Annotated in this window: 15 protein-coding genes; 5 read left to right on the plus strand and 10 right to left on the minus strand. The window is 58.3% G+C overall.

Going from position 1 to position 16,226, the window contains the following annotated elements:
* Positions 1-61: 61 nt before the first annotated feature.
* A complete protein-coding gene (locus tag GTQ55_RS11220) occupies positions 62-598 on the minus strand; it encodes a YaeQ family protein (protein WP_161858813.1) in 537 nt (178 codons plus the stop codon).
* A 96-nt stretch (positions 599-694) separates the two neighbouring features.
* On the opposite strand from GTQ55_RS11220, the gene GTQ55_RS11225 reads away from it, so the two are divergent.
* Genes GTQ55_RS11225 through GTQ55_RS11240 form a run of 4 tightly spaced genes read left to right on the plus strand, consistent with a single transcriptional unit; the run spans position 695 to position 3,638 of the window.
* Entirely contained in the window at positions 695-1,324 is a 630-nt protein-coding gene (locus GTQ55_RS11225; protein WP_161858814.1) for a LemA family protein, read from the plus strand.
* Positions 1,325-1,339: 15 nt separating this feature from the next.
* Complete coding sequence (locus tag GTQ55_RS11230; RefSeq protein WP_161858815.1) at positions 1,340-2,092, plus strand: TPM domain-containing protein; 753 nt, start codon at positions 1,340-1,342, stop codon at positions 2,090-2,092.
* 31 nt (positions 2,093-2,123) lie between these two features.
* On the plus strand, positions 2,124-2,738 hold the full coding sequence (locus GTQ55_RS11235; RefSeq protein ID WP_161858816.1) for a TPM domain-containing protein: 615 nt from the start codon (positions 2,124-2,126) through the stop codon (positions 2,736-2,738).
* Positions 2,739-2,768: 30 nt separating this feature from the next.
* Positions 2,769-3,638, plus strand: a complete 870-nt coding sequence (locus GTQ55_RS11240; RefSeq protein WP_161858817.1) for a PDZ domain-containing protein — start codon at positions 2,769-2,771, stop codon at positions 3,636-3,638.
* A gap of 85 nt (positions 3,639-3,723) precedes the next feature.
* Here GTQ55_RS11240 and lysS read toward each other — a convergent pair whose 3' ends face one another.
* Together lysS and prfB are read right to left on the minus strand one after the other, a co-directional pair.
* Positions 3,724-5,217 carry a lysine--tRNA ligase gene (gene lysS, locus GTQ55_RS11245; protein WP_161858818.1) on the minus strand — a complete coding sequence of 498 codons (1,494 nt, stop codon included), beginning with the start codon at positions 5,215-5,217 and terminating at the stop codon, positions 3,724-3,726.
* Between the two features lie 234 nt (positions 5,218-5,451).
* Positions 5,452-6,547, minus strand: a protein-coding gene (gene prfB / locus GTQ55_RS11250; protein WP_161858819.1) for a peptide chain release factor 2 whose coding sequence is annotated in 2 segments (ribosomal slippage) — positions 5,452-6,474 and positions 6,476-6,547 — 1,095 coding nt in all. Because the reading frame shifts where the segments join, the coding sequence is not laid out codon by codon here.
* 322 nt (positions 6,548-6,869) lie between these two features.
* Here prfB and GTQ55_RS11255 point away from each other — a divergent pair.
* Positions 6,870-7,958: a pectinesterase family protein gene (locus GTQ55_RS11255; RefSeq protein ID WP_237567656.1), complete on the plus strand. Its 1,089-nt coding sequence runs from the start codon at positions 6,870-6,872 to the stop codon at positions 7,956-7,958.
* A 184-nt stretch (positions 7,959-8,142) separates the two neighbouring features.
* Here the strand turns inward: GTQ55_RS11255 and GTQ55_RS11260 are convergent, their stop codons facing one another.
* From GTQ55_RS11260 to GTQ55_RS11290, 7 genes are all read right to left on the minus strand, one after another.
* Complete coding sequence (locus tag GTQ55_RS11260; RefSeq protein ID WP_161858820.1) at positions 8,143-8,517, minus strand: hypothetical protein; 375 nt, start codon at positions 8,515-8,517, stop codon at positions 8,143-8,145.
* A 204-nt stretch (positions 8,518-8,721) separates the two neighbouring features.
* Entirely contained in the window at positions 8,722-9,354 is a 633-nt protein-coding gene (locus tag GTQ55_RS11265) for a LysE family translocator (RefSeq protein WP_161858821.1), read from the minus strand.
* A 174-nt stretch (positions 9,355-9,528) separates the two neighbouring features.
* Positions 9,529-10,440: a DMT family transporter gene (locus GTQ55_RS11270; RefSeq protein ID WP_161858822.1), complete on the minus strand. Its 912-nt coding sequence runs from the start codon at positions 10,438-10,440 to the stop codon at positions 9,529-9,531.
* 18 nt (positions 10,441-10,458) lie between these two features.
* Entirely contained in the window at positions 10,459-12,192 is a 1,734-nt protein-coding gene (gene recJ / locus GTQ55_RS11275) for a single-stranded-DNA-specific exonuclease RecJ (RefSeq protein ID WP_161858823.1), read from the minus strand.
* A 100-nt stretch (positions 12,193-12,292) separates the two neighbouring features.
* Entirely contained in the window at positions 12,293-13,684 is a 1,392-nt protein-coding gene (gene thrC, locus GTQ55_RS11280; protein ID WP_161858824.1) for a threonine synthase, read from the minus strand.
* Positions 13,685-13,771: 87 nt separating this feature from the next.
* On the minus strand, positions 13,772-15,079 hold the full coding sequence (locus GTQ55_RS11285; protein WP_161860127.1) for a homoserine dehydrogenase: 1,308 nt from the start codon (positions 15,077-15,079) through the stop codon (positions 13,772-13,774).
* A gap of 277 nt (positions 15,080-15,356) precedes the next feature.
* Positions 15,357-16,106: a DsbC family protein gene (locus GTQ55_RS11290; protein WP_161858825.1), complete on the minus strand. Its 750-nt coding sequence runs from the start codon at positions 16,104-16,106 to the stop codon at positions 15,357-15,359.
* Between the last annotated feature and the right edge of the window lie 120 nt (positions 16,107-16,226).

Below are 16,226 nucleotides of genomic sequence, written 5' to 3' on the forward strand. Positions count from 1 at the left end.
TTTTTACTTGCCACCCTGTGGCCGGTCATTGCCCCGCACTACGGCGGGCATTACGAGAATTTTATTTCCAACGTTGTGGCAGGACTTCCACATTCTGATCGCCGTCTGCCAACCAAAGGTGGCCGTCCTGGATAGTCACGCTGAGGTCCATATTCCGCTGCGCGAGCGCAGCCAATTGTGCACAGTCAGCGGCAGCCAGGAAAAAAACCTGTAAATTTTCGAAGCGGTCACAGGCGGATTCCATTTTTTCCCACCATACCGGCGCTGCGCGCTGTCCGTAGGCATAAACCAGCACCCGCTGAGCCCGTCCGCAGGCTTTGCGAATACGGTCTTCTGCCGGTACGCCTACCTCAATCCAGGTTTCAATTTCACCGCTGAGGCTGTGCTGCCAGAGGTCCGCTTCTTCATCACTGGACAGCCCCCGGGTAAACTCGAGCTGTTCGCTGGCGTTGTGCGCGAAGGCCAGCAGGCGAATCATCATTCGCTCATCGGTTTCCGATGGGTGACGCGCCAGAGTCAGCAGGTGTTCCGCGTAATAATCCCGATCCATGTCTGTGATCTGGAGCCTGGCCTTGAATATCGTCGCTTTTAATGCCATTACTACTCTCTGATTACGTTGGCAGGACTAACTTGCCGGATACCGACCAATTGGAGACTATTATTGTCTTGTTCGGAACCAACATGGATGAATGGAATGAATTCTGCACTCACAGGCAAACCGAATTTTACCCAACGCCGTCTCTGGCAAGTCCTGCTGCTATCGCTGCTGGTATTTGGACTGAGTGGCTGCGGGATCAACAATATCCCAACCTACGATGAAAATGTTAAGGCCGCCTGGGCCCAGGTACAGAACCAGTATCAGCGTCGTGCGGATCTGATTCCCAATCTGGTGAAGACCGTTAAAGCCTACGCTTCTCACGAGCGGGAAACCCTGGAAGCGGTCACCGAGGCACGCGCCAAGGTAAGCTCCATGCAGGTGGACTCGGGGATCATCAATGATCCGGCCAAGCTGCAGCAGTTCGAAGCAGCTCAATCACAGCTGAGCAGCGCGCTATCCCGCCTGATGGTGGTCGTTGAGCGCTACCCGGACCTCAAGGCCAACCAGAACTTTCTGGCGCTGCAGTCTCAACTGGAAGGCACCGAAAACCGCATCAGTGTGGCCCGCCGAGATTATATCGCCGCGGTAGAACGCTACAACCGTGAAATACGTACCTTCCCCGGACGTATCTGGCACAGTGTCCTCTACAGTGACATGCCCATTCGCGATACTTTCGAGGCCACCAGTCAGGATGCCGAGAAAGCGCCTGAAGTCGACTTTCAGTAACCCACGGGGCTCCGCATGACGATCCGACGGATCGCCCTACTCCTACTGTTCTGCCCGGCCCTGCTGTGGGCCGGGATCGCTGTAGCCGAGGTCACCTTCCCGTCCCTCAGCGGCCGCGTGGTGGACAACGCCAATCTGCTAAGCCAGACAACCCGCTACCAGCTCACCGAAATACTGCAACGGCAGGAAAAGGAAACCTCCAACCAGATCGTGGTGGTCACCCTCCCGGACCTGCAGGGAACTACTATCGAGGAGTACGGCTACCAGCTCGGTCGGCACTGGAAAATCGGCCAGAAAGGCAAGGACAATGGCATACTGCTGATTGTGGCCCCGAATGAGCGCCAGGTGCGGATCGAAGTGGGCTACGGGCTTGAGGGCGCACTCACAGATGCCCTCTCCGCCAATATCATTCACACCAAAATCCTGCCGCAATTTAAAAGCGGCAACTTTGACGGCGGGGTAACAGCCGGTGTCGAATCCATCATCGCCGCGGTCAAAAACGAGTACGTTCCCGAGCCCACCGAGTCCAACAAGGATCGGCGGCTGGCATTACTCGTCGGCGTTTTCCTGCTGTTTGTCATGCTGCAGATTTTCGGCGCCTCGGTACTCGGCGCCCCCAGCGGCGGTAGCAACTACCGCCGCGGGCGCTACGGTGGTTACTACGGCGGTGGCGGCTTCGGAGGAGGCTACGGCGGCGGTGGCTTTGGCGGTGGTTTCGGAGGCGGCGGGGGCGGTTTCGGTGGCGGCGGCGCCTCTGGTGGCTGGTAGCCGCGGCTGACAAGGCATATGGAGCACAACAATGGCAATGCTGAATGCAGACGAAAAACGAAAGCTCACCGAAACCATCAAGGATGTGGAGTCCCGCACCGACGCCGAAGTAGTCACTGTGCTCGCGGGCCAATCCGACAACTATCTGTATATATCCACCCTGTGGGCAGCCTTCCTGGCGCTGCTGATCGCACCGTTAATGCAATTTCTACCCTGGTGGATTGAATACCAGCAGGCGTTCACGCTGCAGTGGATTCTGTTTATTGTGCTGGCCGTGGTGTTCCGCTGGCGCCCACTGACCATGAAACTGGTACCCAAAAAAGTGCGATTCTGGCGCGCCTCTAACCTGGCCCGGCGACAGTTCCTTGAACATGAGCTGCACAGTACCAAGCATCGCCTGGGACTGCTGATTTTTGTCTCCCAGGCGGAACACTATGTGGAGATTCTCGCAGACCGCGGCCTGGCGGAACATATTACTAACGAACGCTGGCAGGAAATCGTGGAAAACTTTATCCGCGAGGTGAAAAAAGGGAAAACCGGTGAAGCTTTCGTACATTGTGTAGAAAAATGTGGCGAACTACTCGAAGAGGCGGCGCCCGCCACCACCATCAAGAATGAACTTCCCAACCATCTGGTGCTTCTATAATTTGATACTACCGGAAAATTGGGTGACCCCATGATTTTGCGCAAGCACGCCTTCTCGCTCGCGGCCATATCCCTCCTCGCGGTGGGCGCGGCTTTCGCCCACTGGAGCAGTTCCGGCTCACCTGCAGGGCAATCAATCCAGAATTCACTATTCTCGAGCGATACGGACGAAACCGGGGCCTCAGCAGGTCTGGGGGCACGGGTTCAGCAGCTGGAGAAAACCGTGGACGAGACCCTGAGGATCCAGGGGCAGCTGCTGGAGCTGGTAAACGAGCTGAGCAGCAGACTCGACCCGGAGTCTGACGGGCCTGAGACACGGCACGTTGCCGTCGGCGTCAGCGACGATGAAGTGGCTGTACACACACGCCCACCCCGGGATCGCCACCAAAACCGCTTCGAGCGCGTCAGGGAAAATCAGATCCGCCAACTCACCGATGCCGGTTTCAGCCCGGAGCGCGCCGCTTATATCGTCGACAAGCAGGAGCGCATCCAGTACGAGCAGATGCAATTCAGCTACGAATACCACCACCTCAAAGACAAGCGTTCGGCCGAGGCCAAGGCGCTGCAGAAAAAAATGCAGGCCTACAGTAATCCCCGCCGTGTGTTTGAACAGGAGCTGAGCAACACCGAATTCGAGCAATATCTCGAGGCGTTTGGCGGCCGCACGGAAATGGAAATCGGTGACCTGCTGGAAAGTGCCCCTGCGTACGAGGCAGGCCTACGCCCCGGTGACAAAATCATCCGCTACAACAACCAGCGGGTTTTCCATATGGGGGATTTGCGCACCCAGGTGTACCAGGCGGAACCGGGCACCGCGGTGGCGGTGGAAATACAGCGCAAGGGAAGCTCAGCACCGGAAACCATTTACGTTCCCGCCGGCCCACTGGGCATACGCGGCTGAGCGGTTAAGCACCCTTGAATATACCCACAAAAAAAAGGGCGGTGACCTGAAGGCCACCGCCCTTTTTATTTTTCCTGCGCCTTATTTATTCCGCAGACGCTTCCGGGCGCATGTGCGGGAACAGCAGTACGTCGCGGATCGATGGTGAGTTGGTCAGCAGCATTACCAGACGGTCGATACCGATACCTTCACCAGCGGTGGGCGGCAGGCCATATTCCAGTGCGCGGATATAGTCGGCATCGTAGTGCATGGCTTCGTCGTCACCGGCATCTTTCTCCGCCACCTGCGCCTTGAAGCGCTCGGCCTGGTCTTCTGCGTCATTCAGCTCGGAAAAGCCGTTGGCAATCTCGCGACCGCCGACAAAGAACTCGAAGCGGTCGGTGACGAACGGGTTATCGTCGTTGCGGCGGGCGAGCGGCGACACTTCGGTCGGGTATTCGGTGATGAAGGTCGGCTGGTCCAGACGATGTTCAACGGTCTTCTCGAATATTTCGATCTGGATTTTACCCAGGCCCCAGATTTCCTTGAGCGGGATTTCCAGATTTTCCGCAACCTTTTTCGCGCTCTCGATATTATCGATGTCGGAGGCCTTGAGTTCCGGGTTGTACTTGAGAATGGAGTCAAACACGCTGATACGATCGAACGGCTTGGCGAAGTCGTAGCTGCTGTCCTGGTACTGCACGGTGGTGCTGCCCAGTACGTCGGTGCAGATGCCGCGGATCATGTTCTCGGTGAGATCCATTAGGTCGTTGTAGTCCGCGTACGCCTGGTAGAACTCGAGCATGGTGAATTCGGGGTTGTGGCGGGTGGACAGGCCCTCGTTGCGGAAGTTGCGGTTGATTTCGTAGACGCGCTCGAAGCCACCCACCACCAGACGCTTGAGGTACAGCTCGGGCGCGATACGCAGGTACATATCGATGTCGAGTGCGTTGTGGTGGGTCACGAACGGACGCGCTGTCGCACCGCCCGGGATAACCTGCAGCATGGGGGTTTCCACTTCCATGAAGTGGTTTTTGTTCAGGTAGCTGCGGATATAGCTGATCACTTCAGAGCGGATACGGAATACATCGCGGGATTCCGGCGTGGCGATCAGATCGACGTAGCGCTGGCGGTAGCGCATTTCCTGGTCGGCGATGCCGTGGAATTTTTCCGGCAGCGGACGCAGGGCTTTGGTAAGCAGGCTGTACTCTTCACAGTTGACATAGAGGTCGCCCTTGCCGGATTTGTGCAAGGTGCCTTTTACACCAACGATATCGCCAATGTCCCAGGTGCCCCAACGCTCTTTAATATCTTTCTGCGCGGTTTTGTCGGCGTACAGCTGGATGCGGTCGGAGACATCCTGGATGACCATAAACGGACCGCGTTTGGCGAGGATACGGCCGGCGACGCAGGCGGTGTTGCCTTCGCCTTCCAGTTCTTCCTTGGTTTTTTCACCAAACTCTTTCTGCAGGTCGGCGGCGAGGTTTTCGCGGCGGAAGCTGTTCGGGAAGGCGTTGCCCTTCTCGCGCATAGCGCTCAGTTTGGCACGGCGCTCGGCGATCAGTTTGTTTTCGTCTTGCGGAGTTGGTGTGTTGCTCATGATCTATCACATGTCTTTTGGGTGTGGTGCGGCCCCGTAGCTTGATTGGAGCTCTGTTCGGATACCTTGGCGGTGGAGCACCGGGTAACCCTTTTCGAAACCGCTGTGAATACGTCCCTGTACGCTGCGTCGGCGACATCCCTGTCGCCGACGCTTTCGAAAAGGGTTCCCCGGCACTCCACCTTCGCTTCGAAGTAAGGCCCTTCGTAAGCCATTGGAGTCCGGGACTTGTCTTTACAAGCCCGCCTTCAGGCTCGCCTCAATAAACTGATCCAGGTCCCCGTCCAGTACTGCCTGGCAGTTACTGGTCTGGACACTGGTGCGCAGATCTTTGATGCGCTGGTCGTCCAGTACATAGGAGCGGATCTGGCTGCCCCAGCCGATGTCGGATTTGCTTTCTTCCATCGCCTGTTTTTCTGCGTTGCGTTTTTGCATTTCCTGTTCGTAGAGTTTGGCCCGCAGCATTTTCCACGCTTTGTCGCGGTTCTGGTGCTGGGAGCGTTCGCTCTGACAGGCGACGACGATGCCGGACTCGATATGGGTCAAGCGCACCGCCGAGTCGGTTTTGTTGACGTGCTGTCCGCCAGCGCCGGAGGCGCGGTAGGTATCTTCCCGCACCTGGGATTTGTCCACTTCGATCTCGATATTGTCGTCAATCTCCGGGGAGACGAAGACAGAGGTGAACGAGGTGTGGCGGCGGTTGCCGGAGTCGAACGGGGATTTCCGCACCAGGCGGTGTACGCCGGTTTCGGTGCGCAGCCAGCCAAAGGCGTATTCGCCCTGGAAATGGATGGTGGCACTTTTGATACCCGCAACTTCGCCGGCAGATGCTTCTTCCAGGGTGGTTTTGAAGCCGTGGGCTTCACCCCAGCGCAGGTACATGCGCAGCAGCATCTCCGCCCAGTCCTGGGCCTCGGTGCCACCGGAACCGGCCTGGATGTCCAGATACGCGTTGTTGGGGTCGGTCTCCCCGGAGAACATGCGGCGGAACTCGAGGGTTTCCAGCTGCTGCTGGAGGCCTTCGAGCTCGCTGGCCACTTCGGCTACGGAGTCTTCATCGTCCTCTTCCACTGCCATGTCGAGCAGTTCGCGGCAGTCGCTGATTCCGCTGTCGAGGTCATCGATAGTTTTGACCACCGCTTCCAGGGAGGAGCGCTCACGGCCCAGATCCTGGGCGCGGTCAGGGTCGTCCCAGACACTGGGCTCGGCCAGTTCCAGTTCGACTTCGGTCAGGCGTTCTTTCTTGCCAGCGTAGTCAAAGATACCCCCTGAGAACGTCGGTGCGCTCTGCGAGGTCTTTCAGCTGGTTGAGAAGCGGATTGATTTCCATAGCTAGGTCGGCTTCTGTAGGTTAAATCGGGCGCGCATTCTACCTCAGGCGGCCCCAAGAAATAAGGGGCACAGGGCGGGTACGGGGTCTAGTGACGGAGTCTATTGTATGTATCGTGGCTTTCGCTGGAATGACAGCCATGAAGCCCTACCTTGAGCCGCCAGCCAAGCCAGCGCTAGAATGGCCTGACCAATAAACACAGCGATCAGGCCAATTTTTGAACGGAGCTGGCTTCATGGCGATGAATGTAGTTAACCCCCCTTCTTTCTGGTCCCGCATGACAGGAACCTCCAACCTGCCCCGGCCCGGAGGACGCACCAGCTTGGTAGCACTGGTCCTGTCCGCACTCGCGGCCTGTGCTGAAGCACCAAAACAGCAGGAGTTTGACGCGGTTGTCGGCACCGCCCCAGGCCAATCACCGGAGCACACCTATTCCACCATTACGGCGGCGCTGGCGGCAGCGTCGGAGCAAGGGGAAGCCCCATTTGTCATCTATCTGCCGGAGGGCCACTACCGGGAAAAGGTGCTGATCAGCAAACCGAATGTTCACCTGATTGGTGCAGACCGCGATAAAACCGTGATCAGCTACGGGGATTACGCCGGTAAGCCGGCGCCGGAAGGCGGAGAGCCCATGGGCACCTTTGCCACTGCGACCCTGACCGTCGAGGCCACCGATTTTCGCGCGGAAAACCTGACTATCGAGAATAGCTTCGATTTCCTCAGTCAGGATGCGCTGCCCAAGGGCCATCCGGACAAGGTGCACGGTACGCAGGCAGTGGCACTGGAAACCGGATTAAACAGCGACCGTTCCGCGTTTCGTAATGTGCGCCTGCTGGGATACCAGGACACACTGTTTCTGCAGTCCGGGCGCAGCTACTTTGTCGACAGCGTGATTGAAGGTAATGTGGATTTTATCTTCGGCGCGGGTCAGGGACTGTTTGAGAACAGCGATATCGTGACGCGTCCGCGCGGCACTGAACGGGAAAACGTAGGCTATGTGACGGCACCGAGCACGAATATCGCTAACGAATTCGGCCTTGTTTTTCTCAACTGCCAACTGCTGAAAGCCGATGGAGTACCCGCAAATTCCTCGCCACTGGGTCGCCCATGGCACCCCACCACCACATTCCCGGATGGCCGTTATGCAGACCCGGAGGCCATCGGTTCCGCAGTGTTTATCAACTCCTATTTGGATGATCACATCACTACCGATGGCTGGGCATCCATGCGCGGAACCAGTCGCGATGGCACCAAAAGTACTGTATTTACACCGCAGGATTCACGCTTCTATGAGTACCAGAGCCGGGGGCCGGGTGCAGCGCAGAATGATCAGCGACGCCAGCTGACAGAGGAACAAGCGGAAAGATATTCACGGAAACGTATTCTGGCGGGTTGGGAACCGGCACTTTGAACAGAAGCAAGCCGCGGCCTAATCCCCGCTGGCGAGATGGTCGAGGATTCCGCAGTTAGGTGAGTCATCACCGGCGCAGGTATCCGCCAGCCCCCGCAAACTCTGACGCATTGTCTGCAGGCTCTCGAGTTGGCGTTCTACCTGCTGCAGCTTTTCCTGCCCCCAGACCCGAGCCTTTCAGGCCTCAGTAGTCCCTGGGAGCACTGGGCTGTATCTGCGGGCACTCGACAAACTTGTATTGGCCCATCTTGGCCGGGTCAAACCCCAGCTCCAGCGCGGCGTCCAGGAAGCTGGCAGGAATTCTGTGCATCAGCAGGTCTCCGGTCGCGCCACCGCATACGCTGGGGTACATACGATCGGTACGCACCCCACAGCGGGACTCCTGTACCTTGATACCATTTTGCGCCAGCTCCGCGCCACTGGCCTCGAGGCTTTTACCTCCCCCTTCACACTGACGATTGCCCCTGGGCTGCATCACCCACAGGCTTTGCGCATCCTGCTGCTCGGGCATTGCCATGTCTGGCTTGGACTCTGCATCTGCCGTTTTCGGTTCAGACATATCGGGGGTAACCTCCGTTTGCTGTTCGCTAGCCGGCTTATCCGGAGACTGCGCATCCGGCGATTGCTTTTGCGATGAGTCACATCCACCGATGCACGCAATTAACGCCACCGCGAAGAGCGCTCTTAACCAGGCGTGACACATAAAAATCTCCTTATTGGTCATTTTTCCGTGCCTGAGCAATCAGGCAAAGTTCCACCTGCTTCAGCTTAGCGCGAGCCATCCTCCCACGCCCAGCATTAACGTGCCCGCGACACGGTTCATCAGGCGTACATTTTCACCCTTGAGCAGAAATCGGCTCAGCGTACGGCCGCCGCTGGCATAAATCAGCATGCAGACAAACTCCAGAAACAGGATGATACTCAGCAGCACGGCCATCTGCGCAAGCAGTGGCTTCTCCTGGTTGATAAACGGCGGCAACAGTGCAATGAAAAATGCCCAGCCTTTCGGGTTTGCCACCGCGGTGACAAACCCTTGCATCATCAGGGAGACTGCCGGGATGGCGGGTTGTTCGCCGGCGGATGGCTCCACCAGGACCATGCGTCCTTTCGCTCGCCACATCTGCACCCCCAGGTAGGCGAGATACAGCGCCCCACAATATTTGAACACCTGAAATGCTGCCGGGTTCTTCAGCATAAAGCCCGCGATTCCCACCACGGCGGCAATCGCCACCAGTGCCACACCACACAGCTCGCCGAGCATCATCCACAGTGTGCGGCGCACACCGAATGCCATCCCCATGGTAAGTGCGAGGGTCATACACATGCCCGGCGTGATGGACACAAAAAAGAATGTCGGCACAAACAGTGCCAGCAAGGACAGGTCAATCAGGCCCATCTAGAACAGCTCCCCCAACAGCCGGAAATCAATACCGCATCCCGAGTTACGGACTTGCGCTTAATCGCGCACAGAATAGGCCGCGCCCTCTGAAGTAAGCAAGCGCCATGTGGCACTGAACGGGGCACAACGCCGACGGGGCCCAACGCGCTCGCCCATCGCAGGCTTGCAAAATCAGTGGTGAGTGCCGGTGTGGTTACCGTAGTGGCTGACCAGCATACCCGTCAGCATCAGCCCACAACCCATCAGCTCCCGAGAGCTCAACACCTCATTCAGGAACAGCCAGCCGGCAACCACTGCAAATACGGCTTCCAGGCTCATGATGACGGTGGCGTGGGACGGTGCTGCGTGACGCTGCGCCAGTAGCTGGAAAGTAAATGCAATCGCCGTGGAGAAGATCATCATATAGGCGATGGGCCAGGCCGCATCCACCGCCGACTGTACACTCGGCTGCTCGACGATCAACGAAGCCACGGCTGACAAGGCGCCACAAACCAGAAACTGGATCGCGGCAAGGCGCAGCGCATCGTAACGATGCACTAGGTAATCCGCGCTCAACACCTGAATCGCAAACACAAAGGCACTGGCGAACACCATCAGGTCACCAATCAACTGTGCCTGCGCACTGAAGTCGGCCAGCCAGTAGAGCCCGAGCAATGCCAGCGCGATACCAACCCAGGTCCAGCGGTTGGTTTTATGGCCCAGGGAAAGCCCGATGACCGGCACCAGCAGCAGGTAAAAGCCAGTGATAAAGCCCGCACGCCCGGCCGAGGTATACAACAGGCTTGCCTGCTGCAATGCGGCCCCCAGAAACAGCCAGAAGCCCAGCACCGCGCCGCCCTTCAGGCACCGGCGCCAGCTGTGCTCCACGTGTGTGCCGCCCTCTTCGCCCGGCTGCACGTCGCGCCGGGAAGACAGCCAGTACACCAGCGGAACCAAAATCAGCCCGCCCAGAAAAAAACGCCAGGCATTGAACGCCAGCGGCTCAATATCCGCCATCGCGATTTTTTGCGGCACAAACGCCAGCCCCCAGAACAGCGCTGCCAGCAACAACAGCACTTCTGCCTGTATCTGTTTGCGATTCATTGTGTCACCTCGCCCCCATTATTCAGAGGGTAATAAATGGCTGACCATCAACTGCAGCGATTGCCGCCCACGAAATTCATTGATGTCGAGCTTGAACGCCAGTCGAACCCGATCCACCTGTGCCGGCCACAACTCCGTATCCACGTTGAAGGCGATGGCATCCAACGCCCGCTGCGGATCGGCTACCGGCGCCACCACCATCTTCAGGTGTTTTTCCCCGACAATCCGCTGTTGCAGCAGCAGAAACTCACCATCAAATGTCGGCTCCGGAAATGCCTGCCCCCAGGGTGCACACGCCCTGAGCAGGGCCGCGGTTTCCATAGAAAATTCTTCCGGCGCGAGTTCTCCATCCGAGTCGATAACCGCCTGTAGCTGGGATTCTGTCAGCCGCTTGCGTACCGCTGACTCAAACGCGTCGGTAAACGCCGGCAGCTTCTCCGCGGGCAGGCTGAGCCCCGCGGCCATGGCGTGACCACCAAATTTACTGATGAGCTCCGGATGGGCCGCTGCGACATCGCTCAGGGCATCGCGGATATGCAGCCCCGGAATCGAACGCGCGGAGCCCTTGATCAGATTGTTGTCGCCATCGGCAAACGCGATCACCGGGCGATGAAACTTTTCCTTGATACGGCTGGCAAGAATCCCAACCACACCCTGGTGCCACGCGCCGTCGTAGAGGCACAGGCTCCAGGGCAAGCTCTCTTCGGCCAGCTGCAGCTTTTCCAGGGCAGCCATGGCCTCTCGCTGCATCCCCGCCTCAATGGCCTTGCGGTCGCGATTGAGACCGTCCAGCTCCGCAGCCAACTCCCTGGCCTCCTCAGGGTCCCGCGTCAGCAGGCAGCGGATGCCGGTACCGATATCGTCCAATCGACCCGCGGCATTGATGCGCGGCCCGAGAATAAATCCGATATCCGTGGTGGAGAGCCGTGCGCGGTCTCTTCCCGCCACATCCATCAGTGCCTGAATACCCGGGCGGCAGCGACCAGCGCGAATCCGCGCGATACCCTGATGCACCAGTACCCGATTATTCTGGTCCAGTGGCACCAGGTCGGCGACGGTACCCAGCGCGACCAGGTCCAGATACTCCGCCATATTAGGCACCGGGATACCGGCTTCTTCGAACCAGCCCTGTCCCTGCAGCACACTTTTCAGGCGGCTCAGCAAATAAAAAATCACTCCCACGCCAGCGAGGTTTTTACTGGGAAAATCGCAGTCGGGTTGATTGGGATTGACGATGGCATCCGCTTCCGGCAACTCGCTGCCGGGAAGATGATGATCGGTGACAATGACTTTGAGTCCGGCTGCGCGAGCGGCTGCCACACCATCGATACTGCTGATACCGTTGTCCACCGTAATCAGCAGGGCCGGGTTGTACTCGCCCGCCACTTCCACAATTTCCGGAGTCAGGCCGTAACCGAACTCGAAACGATTCGGCACCAGGAAATCCACAGGCCCGGCACCCAGTGCACCCAGCGCCAGTACCGACAGGGTACTGCTGGTGGCACCATCCGCATCGAAGTCACCGACAATCAGGATTTTCTGCTGGTTGCGTATGGCATCCACCAGCAGGTTTACCGCCGCGTCGACACCGCGCATCGACGCAGGGCTGTGCAATCGGGACAACTGGTGGTCCAGCGCATCTTCGCTGGCCACGCCCCGCCCGAGCAGTACACGCTGGAGAATTTCTGGTGTAGAGGAAGTAAAACGGCCAGAGGATAAGTCCACTGGCCGTCTTCGAATAATCGCGTTCATCGCATCCGGTCGCTGTAGGGTTGCTGTTGGCTCCTGACGTTGCCGGCGTTAACCGACCAAACGCCATTCTACCGTCGACCGGCTGCGGCTCAAGCGGGGCTTAGCCCAATTCGCGGGAGATAAAATCGTGTACCGCAGAAAGGTCGTTTTGCAGAACTTGCATCCGCTCTTCCCGCTGCAGCAGGTCCTGCATATGGTGGGGCAGCGGCACCTCGGTACCCGGCAGCGCCTTGTCCACCGCCTCAGTGAATTTCGCCGGATGGGCCGTGGCCAGACAGACCATCGGCTCCGCCCTGGACTTGCGGGCACAGCGCGCAGCCTCCAGACCAATCGCGGTATGAGGATCCAGCAGGTACCCGGTTGACTCAAAGACCTCGCGAATCACTTCCACAGTGCGCTCGTCCCCGACCCGCTCGGAAGAAAACAGGGTGCGCGCCTTGTCCAGCGCGCCGTCATCCAGCTTCAGCGATGCACTGCGGTCTCTCAGAAGGTCCGCTACGGCCTCGCCGTTGCGATCGTAGAGATCGAACAGCAGGCGTTCGAAGTTGCTGGAAACCATGATGTCCATGCTCGGCGACAGACTGTGCACCAGCGGTTTTGGCGAGTGGTCATTCGCGCTTATACAGCGGTGCAGGATATCGTTGGAATTGGTGGCAATCACCAGCTGGTTGATGGGCAAGCCCATTCCGCGGGCCAGGTAGCCGGCAAAAATATCGCCGAAGTTACCCGTGGGCACGGAAAAATTCACCGGGCGGTGCGGGCCACCCAGACTCAGGGCGGCGTGGAAGTAATAAACGATCTGGGCCATGATCCGCGCCCAGTTGATGGAGTTCACTGCAACCAGACGGCGCCCATCCGGCAGGAACGACTGGTCCGCAAAACTGGCTTTGACCATGTTCTGGCAATCGTCAAAATTGCCCTCCAGCGCGATGTTATAGACGTTGTCCGACAGCACCGTGGTCATCTGCTTGCGCTGAACTTCCGAAACCCGGTTGTGCGGATGCAGAATGAATATGTCGATATTTTCACAGTGACGGCAGCCCTCGATCGCCGCGGAACCGGTATCGCCCGACGTCGCTCCCAGTACCACCACTTTTTCACCGCGCTTTTTCAACAGCAGGTCAAACAGCTGCCCGAGAAACTGCAGGGCAAAATCCTTGAACGCGAGGGTCGGCCCCTGAAACAGCTCCATCACCCATTCGTTGTGATCGGTCTGCACCAGGGGGGCAATGGCCTTGTGACGGAAGTTGGCATAGGCGCGATCAATGATGCCGCGCATCTCGTCCTCGGACAGATCTTCGGAAACGAAAGGCCACATGATACGAAACGCCAGTTCCCGGTAGTCGAGCCCTGCCATTTCCGCAATTTCATCGCGGCTGAAGCGGGGAAGACTTTCGGGTACATACAGGCCGCCATCACTGGCGAGACCAGTGAGAACGGTATCGGCAAAGCTGAGAGACGGCGCGCGGCCGCGGGTGCTGACAAATTTCACGGTGTTGGTACTGGCTTGGAAAATTCTTGATAGGGGGACAGAGGTGGGCACGATGCCCACCTCAAATTCAATGTCCGGCGAACCGGATCAGCCGAGAGGTTCTACACGAATGCGAACCACCGGGCCCTGGATACTGTCGAGCGCTTCGATCTGGTTGACCGCCTCCTGCAGCTGCGCTTCACGGGCGCGACTGGTCAGCAGGACCACCGGCACCAGCTCTTCGTCTTCTGCAGGCTCGTGCTGGATCAACGCCTCGATGCTGATCCCCTGATCACTGCAGATTTTTGCCACCTGGGACATAACACCCGGCTTGTCGAAGGCGGAGATGCGCATGTAATAGCTGGTCTCGGCTTCGGACATCGGCAAAACATCATCCAGGTTGCTCTGGCTGGCCTGGGTCACACCGGCCAGTGGTACCCGCTGGTCCGGACGGACGTTCAGGGTGCGCGCCACGTCGACAATATCGGCGATCACCGCAGAGGCGGTGGCCTCGGCACCGGCGCCAGCCCCGTAATACAGGGTCGGGCCAACCGCGTCGCCGTTTACCAGTACCGCGTTCATCACGCCGTTCACATTGGCGATCAGGCGACGCTGCGGGATCAGGGTCGGGTGTACGCGCAGTTCCACGCCGTCGTTGGTGCGCCGTGCAATACCCAGGTGCTTGATGCGATAACCAAGCTCGTCGGCGTACTGGATATCTTCCCTGGCTACGCCACTGATGCCCTCGGTAAACACCTTGTCAAAGGCCAGTGGCATGCCGAAGGCCAGGGAGGCCATGATCACCAGCTTGTGCGCCGCGTCGATGCCTTCCACATCAAAGGTCGGATCCGCCTCCGCGTACCCCAGCGCCTGGGCCTGGGCCAGCGCCTCATCGAAACTGCGTCCTTTCTCACGCATTTCCGTCAGGATGTAGTTGCCGGTGCCATTGATGATTCCTGCCAGCCACTGGATACGGTTGCCAACGAGGCCTTCTCGCAGGGACTTGATGATGGGAATACCGCCGGCCACTGCGGCTTCATAAGCAATGGTGACACCCTTGTCAGCGGCCGCGGCAAACAGCTCGTTGCCATGCTCGGCAATCAGTGCCTTGTTGGCGGTGACCACATGCTTGCCATTGGCGATCGCGGTCAACACCAGCTCACGGGCCACGGTAGTACCGCCGATCAGTTCGACCAGAACGTCCACGTCCGGGTTGTTGGCCACATCGAAGATTTCACGGGTGACATGGAGGGCGGTCATATCGCAATCGGGATTGTCCCGGCGGGCGCCCACCTGCACGATATCCACGGGACGACCACAGCGCGCGGCGATTTCCTCGCAGTTGCGCGCCATAACATTGACTGTACCGCTACCTACGGTCCCGAGACCGCATATACCGATACGCACCGCGGGCAGTCCGCCCACAGTTTCGGGTTTTTCTAAGACCTTGGTGGCTTCGTCGGCAAATGCGCTCACAACTTCCCTCCGCGCATGACTCTATGGAACACAGCGCAATAACTGGCGTTTAAATCAATAAAAGGTCGACAACCATACTGAGATCCGGGGGAAATTGTCAATTAGATTGCGCAGAGCGCTCAAACAATCGCCGGCAGAACCCACTTTGTGCTACCCCGAAAAAGAAAAAGCCGGCAACTGCCGGCTTTTTCTGCTCTAACCCCATCCTGGGGGGGGGTCAGATTCCCAGCGCTTTGGCCAGGGTATCCGGAGGCAGGTAGCCGGGGACCACGGTGCCATCTTCCATCACAATAGTGGGCGTACCGCGCACGTCGATCGCCTCGTTACCCAGTTTGTACTGGGCCGCCACCGGGTTGTTCTTGCACACTTTCAGCGGCACATTTTTCCGGTTCTTCAGATCCGTCAGGGTCTTGTTGGGGTCATCCGCACACCAGGCAGTGGCTATCTTGCGGTACCCCACGGAGTTCAGGCCGGCACGCGGAAAGGCCAGATAACGCACCTCGATGCCCAGGCTGTTCAGCTTGGGAACATCATCGTGTAACTTGCGGCAATAGCCGCAGTCCACATCGGTAAATACATAGATATGGGCCTTGGGCTTTCCTTTGGGGGAAAACACGATCATATCCTTCAGGTCTTGCTGGCCCATCACTTCTGCACGATGCAACCCGCGGCGCTTCTCGGACAGGTTCACCACTTTCTGGGCACCTACCTCGAACATATCACCAGCGATAAAGTGACCGCCATCCCTGGATACGAACAGTACGTTGCCACCGTTGACGTCCACCTCATACAAGCCCGGCATCGGGCTCTCGCGTACGTCACCAAAGGTCGCCTGGGGATTCCCCGCAATCAGCTTGGCTTTTATCTGCTTGGCGACAGCTTCATCCACGTCTGCGACGGCAGCCTGCCCCACCAATAGGGAGACTACAGCGACAAGAGCAGAAAGTGGCTTGGCAAGAAATGTCATGGTTCAGTTCGCTCCAGATTATTCGTCATTTATTGACCGCATTTGCGGTCATGGGTTCAACCCAGTATGGCATCTACCTCCCGCAATCGAGGGGCCCAGACGCGTTTTACTACAGGCAGA

The organism is Microbulbifer hydrolyticus (assembly GCF_009931115.1).
GTDB lineage: Bacteria > Pseudomonadota > Gammaproteobacteria > Pseudomonadales > Cellvibrionaceae > Microbulbifer > Microbulbifer hydrolyticus.